Origin of the sequence: Mesorhizobium escarrei, assembly GCF_935825525.1 — a bacterium.
GTDB classification, from domain to species: domain Bacteria; phylum Pseudomonadota; class Alphaproteobacteria; order Rhizobiales; family Rhizobiaceae; genus Mesorhizobium; species Mesorhizobium escarrei.
Map to the genome: position 1 here is coordinate 1 of NZ_CAKXZT010000002.1, position 3,477 is coordinate 3,477.

3 protein-coding genes and 1 pseudogene are annotated in these 3,477 nt (G+C 62.3%); 1 reads left to right on the forward strand and 3 read right to left on the reverse strand.

What is annotated here, in order from left to right; all coding sequences use genetic code 11:
- Positions 1 to 78 precede the first annotated feature (78 nt).
- Positions 79 to 207 (reverse strand): hypothetical protein, encoded by a 129-nt coding sequence (locus NMG80_RS36965; RefSeq protein ID WP_301942139.1) that lies wholly within the window; start codon positions 205 to 207, stop codon positions 79 to 81.
- A 108-nt stretch (positions 208 to 315) separates the two neighbouring features.
- On the opposite strand from NMG80_RS36965, the gene NMG80_RS00855 reads away from it, so the two are divergent.
- Entirely contained in the window at positions 316 to 1,020 is a 705-nt protein-coding gene (locus tag NMG80_RS00855; RefSeq protein WP_254016377.1) for a lytic transglycosylase domain-containing protein, read from the forward strand.
- A gap of 275 nt (positions 1,021 to 1,295) precedes the next feature.
- On the opposite strand, the gene NMG80_RS00860 is transcribed toward NMG80_RS00855, so the two are convergent.
- Together NMG80_RS00860 and NMG80_RS37640 are read right to left on the reverse strand one after the other, a co-directional pair.
- Positions 1,296 to 3,194 (reverse strand): ABC transporter ATP-binding protein/permease, encoded by a 1,899-nt coding sequence (locus NMG80_RS00860; RefSeq protein WP_254016378.1) that lies wholly within the window; start codon positions 3,192 to 3,194, stop codon positions 1,296 to 1,298.
- A 113-nt stretch (positions 3,195 to 3,307) separates the two neighbouring features.
- Positions 3,308 to 3,477: pseudogene (locus NMG80_RS37640) on the reverse strand ((2Fe-2S)-binding protein); the annotation flags it as partial.

Genomic DNA, 3,477 nt, shown 5'->3' on the forward strand with positions numbered 1-3,477 from the left:
GGCCGGCATCCGTAACCCTTCACATTTCCGGACATTCGCCATGGTCAGCTTTGCGGCAAGCGGACCGTCGATGACAAACTACTCGCCCTCAAGCGGTGGCGGCTTGATCTCGACCGCGAGCAGCCCTTTCACCTCGCCCTTGGCGGCATGCGCGTTCAGAAGATCGACTTCGGTTGATAGTAGGTGCAGTCCCTTTTTCTGGTGCAATTGACCGGCAATGCGCGTTGCTGGAACCAGGTTTGGGTTGTGCCGTTGTCAGTGAATGATTGTCGCGCGGGATAGATTTCGCACGACAATTACGTCGAACAAAACATCATGACAAAACTGACCGTTACAACGGCGGCGCTTGCCGTCGGCCTGACTACGTTTGCCGCCAGCGCAAAGGATACTGTGCTTGCCTGGGCGCCTGCCAACGGCGACAGCAACGGCGAGTTAGCCAATGGGGCTATTAGGAGTGAGAAGGCGGTGGAACCGCTAGGAAAGACCGCGGAAGAAATCCATCACGACTCGAAGGCTGTCATGGTGCGCGACCGCGGGCCCATCCGGACGGCGAAGGTCGCCGCGCAGAAGGATGAACCCGGCCAGCCCTACGGCACGATCATCGAGCGCTATGCTGTGCAGATGGGGTTATCGGTCTCGCTTGCCCACGCGGTCGTTCGGCTCGAGAGCAATTACCGCCCCTACGCGCTTGGTAGGGCGGGCGAGGTCGGCCTGATGCAGATCAAGCCGGCGACGGCGCGCATGATGGGTTATGCCGGCTCGATGACCGGTCTGTTCGACCCCGAGAGGAACATCAAATACGGCATGAAGTATCTCGCCAAGGCGCAGAAACTTGGCGATGGAACGATCTGCGGAACGATCCTGAAATACAATGGCGGCCACGCTGCCAAGCGCATGAACCCGGTTTCGCTGGATTATTGCCACAACGTGAAGCGGCATCTCGCATTGGAGGCGCAGCGCCGCAAGTGGCAAAAGCTGATTGACCAGTATGCATTGAAAGAACATGGCCTGCGCATGTAGCCGGAAACGCCTCGTCTGCCAGAGGCAAAGGGGAGGCACTGACGTTCACGGAGGGTGCAAGGTCAGAGGCGTCCGAGAAGCGGAGGTAGCGCCCTCTCAGCGGGCGCTAGTGTCGCTCTCCCAATGGGGCGGTGGCGCGTGCTGATGGTCGGCGTGAGGCCCATGCCTTCGTCAGCGGCCTGCTGGTCGAGCCTGGCGACGAGAACCTGATCCGCACCGCCAACGGCGGCGGCTGGGGCACATCGTCCTGACGGCGCCGGCGCCGGCTTCGCCGCCTATTTTTCCTTGAGCCGGATGCGTGGGAAACGCTGGCGGCCGAGCGGCTGCGCCTGCTCGAGGATGGTGGTGAGCTCGGCCGGCAGATTGACGACCAGCGGCTTCTTCGAGGCCACGCTGTCGGCGATGCTGAGCACGCTGTCGTAGAACTCAGCACCCGTCGCTGATTTCGGTGGAACGGCTTCATGCATGACGCTGATCACGGTGATGCGGGGGCAATGGTCCTTGATCGCTTGGTGGAAGGCGATCTTGGCTTGCGCGTCGAGCGCGCCGGCCGCCTCGTCGAGGAACAGCAGTCCGGGCTGCTGCAGCAGGATGCGGGCCACGATAAGCTTCTGTTTCTGCCCGCCTGAAAGAACTTGATCCCAGGCCTTTCCCTCGCGCGCCTGCTGGCCCATGTACTCGATGAAATCGCCGAGCCCGCCTTTGTGTAGCGCCGCCGCAACCTGCGCATCGGAATATTCGTGCCGGGTGCAAGGCAGGCACACCAACTCCTTCAGCGAGACGTTCGGCAGCTTGACGTCCTGCGCAGCATAGAAGGATTTGATCCCTTCGGGGAAGTCGACATGGCCGCGGCCATAGGGCCACAGCCCGTTGATCGCCTTGATAAGCGAGGTCTTGCCGGAGCCTGAATCGCCGGTCACGAAGGTCCATTCGCCACGCCGGAAGCGCAGGTTGGTCGCGCTGAGGAATGGCACGGCGTCGGTGCCCTGGTGCATCAGCTCGAGGTTCTGGATCCTGAGCCCGAACACGGCGTTCTGGGTGCCGTAGTGGAAGTCGGAGTGGCCGCTGAGGCGGTAGAAGTCGCGTGGCTTCTGGACATGCTCGATCGCCACGGCGAGATCGATCACCCGCCTAGCATTCGCCTTCAGCGTCGCGATCTCGGGCATAACGTGGATGAACCACGAACACGGGCTGATCAGCGAGTTGACCAGTTCGGCGCCCGTCACATAGGCCTTCAGGCTGATGGAATTCTGCATGTAGGGCACAAGGCTCGGTCCGTAGGCGACGATGCGCGCGGCTACGAAATTGTAGATCAGCTCGAACGACATGTAGCCGGCATTGATCTTGTTGAGGCTCGCCCAGTTGCGGTCGATGTCGCCGTAAAGCCGCTGGTGCATCGCCTTCTGCACGCCCTCGCCGTGCGACGCAGCGACATAGAAGGAGCGGCGAAACAGCGTGGTCAGCTCACCGCGATAGCTGCCTTCCGCTTGCTGCATGCTGACCGTCAGCCGCTCGAGCAGGCGGCCAAGTTTCAGCGCAATGAGGGTATTCAAAGGGACGTAGATCGCGATTGCCGCGAAGGCCAGCACCGCGCTGCCATAGTCGCCGAGGAATTCGAGGCCGCTGACGTTGGTCGACAACTCCAGCAGCTTCTGGCCGACGAAGAACAGCGACGTGACGACGCCGGCGATGCCCATGGCAAGGCCGATGGCGCCGCCGGTCATGCCCTTGATGGATTCCTGCACGCGTTGATCGATGTTGTCGGGCGACGCGGCGATGCCGTTCACCTGCGCGCCGGCGCCGTGCTGAAGATGAAAATGCGTGTGGTTGTCGTCGAGCAGGGCGTCGTTGAAGCGGCCGTTCAGCCACCGCCGCCATTTGCGGTGCAATGTCGTGGAGAAGAGGTGCCGGATGCCGATGAAGCCCGCATCCTTGAGAAGCACGAGGAGGATGAGCAGGCCGGCGCTGGTCAGCAGCGACGCCAATGGCGTCGTATTATCGGGATCGTGGAAGAGCGCGATCGAATTGACCAGGTCGCCCGAAGCTTCAGCCAGCCACACGCTGGCCTTGCTGGATAGTGCGGTAAGAAGGGCAATGACGATGGTCAGCCCCCATGCTTCCTTCCATCGCTCCGATATCCAGTAGGCCCGCATGAGGCTCCAGAAGCTGCGCATGGAAGAGACCGGCGTCAGGGGTGGCGGCCTGGCGGCGCCGCGGTGCCATCTTTGCAGCAGTGTTGATCGAGGCCTGGCGACCCGAATCACGACGTACCCACCCGATGCCTCTCGGTGCGGCCGTTAGCCTCTATGGTCGTGACCTTGGCCGTCCCGACGCTGTCGACCGACGTGATACAGGAGCAGGTGGGGAATGCACCGTGCAGGCGCCGCACAGGGCCGCCCCGCAGCCGAACTTCGTGCCGGTCATGCCGAGCACGTCGCGAATGACCCATAGGAGCGG

Coding starts and splice junctions, on each gene's coding strand:
- NMG80_RS00855 (WP_254016377.1), top strand. CDS start 316: ATGACAAAACTGACCGTTACAACGGCGGCGCTTGCCGTCGGCCTGACT.
- NMG80_RS00860 (WP_254016378.1), bottom strand. CDS start 3,194: ATGCGCAGCTTCTGGAGCCTCATGCGGGCCTACTGGATATCGGAGCGA.